This is a genomic window from Flavobacterium sp. UGB4466, from assembly GCF_903469665.1.
Classification (GTDB): domain Bacteria; phylum Bacteroidota; class Bacteroidia; order Flavobacteriales; family Flavobacteriaceae; genus Flavobacterium; species Flavobacterium lipolyticum.
The window spans coordinates 1-417 of the sequence record NZ_CAGKLC010000279.1; the positions used below are offsets into that span (position 1 = coordinate 1).

General features: G+C 38.8%; 1 protein-coding gene. It reads left to right on the forward strand.

From position 1 onward, the window contains the following. On the forward strand, positions 1-417 hold a 417-nt coding region (locus JO950_RS22050), incomplete at both ends, for a hypothetical protein (RefSeq protein ID WP_202704556.1).

Genomic DNA, 417 nt, shown 5'->3' on the forward strand with positions numbered 1-417 from the left:
AGTACTAACCCAAATGGTCAACATGACAATTTTAAGGTGCTGGTGGATGATTACAAAACACAACTTATTAGTTATGGGGACGAAAATGGCTTGAATATTTCCTCCAACTTAGGTAATAAAATACAGCTAGGGGACGATAATGATGCTATTACGATCAATGGGAAGTATGTCATTATGGATTATGGAGGAGCAAATGATCTGGCACAGCTTGCAATAAACGCAGGTAATCCGGTAAACGGCGCAGCCTTAACAGTGGGTGGAATGACCTACATTGGCAGCTCTAAAAATATAGAAGCTAATCCCGGATTAACTGACGATCTTAAAGCGGACTGCTCCCTTATTGTTGAAAAACAAATTTTAGCATCAGATCTGAATATTATTCCTAAACCACATTGGAAGGACGCTGTTTTTGAAAAT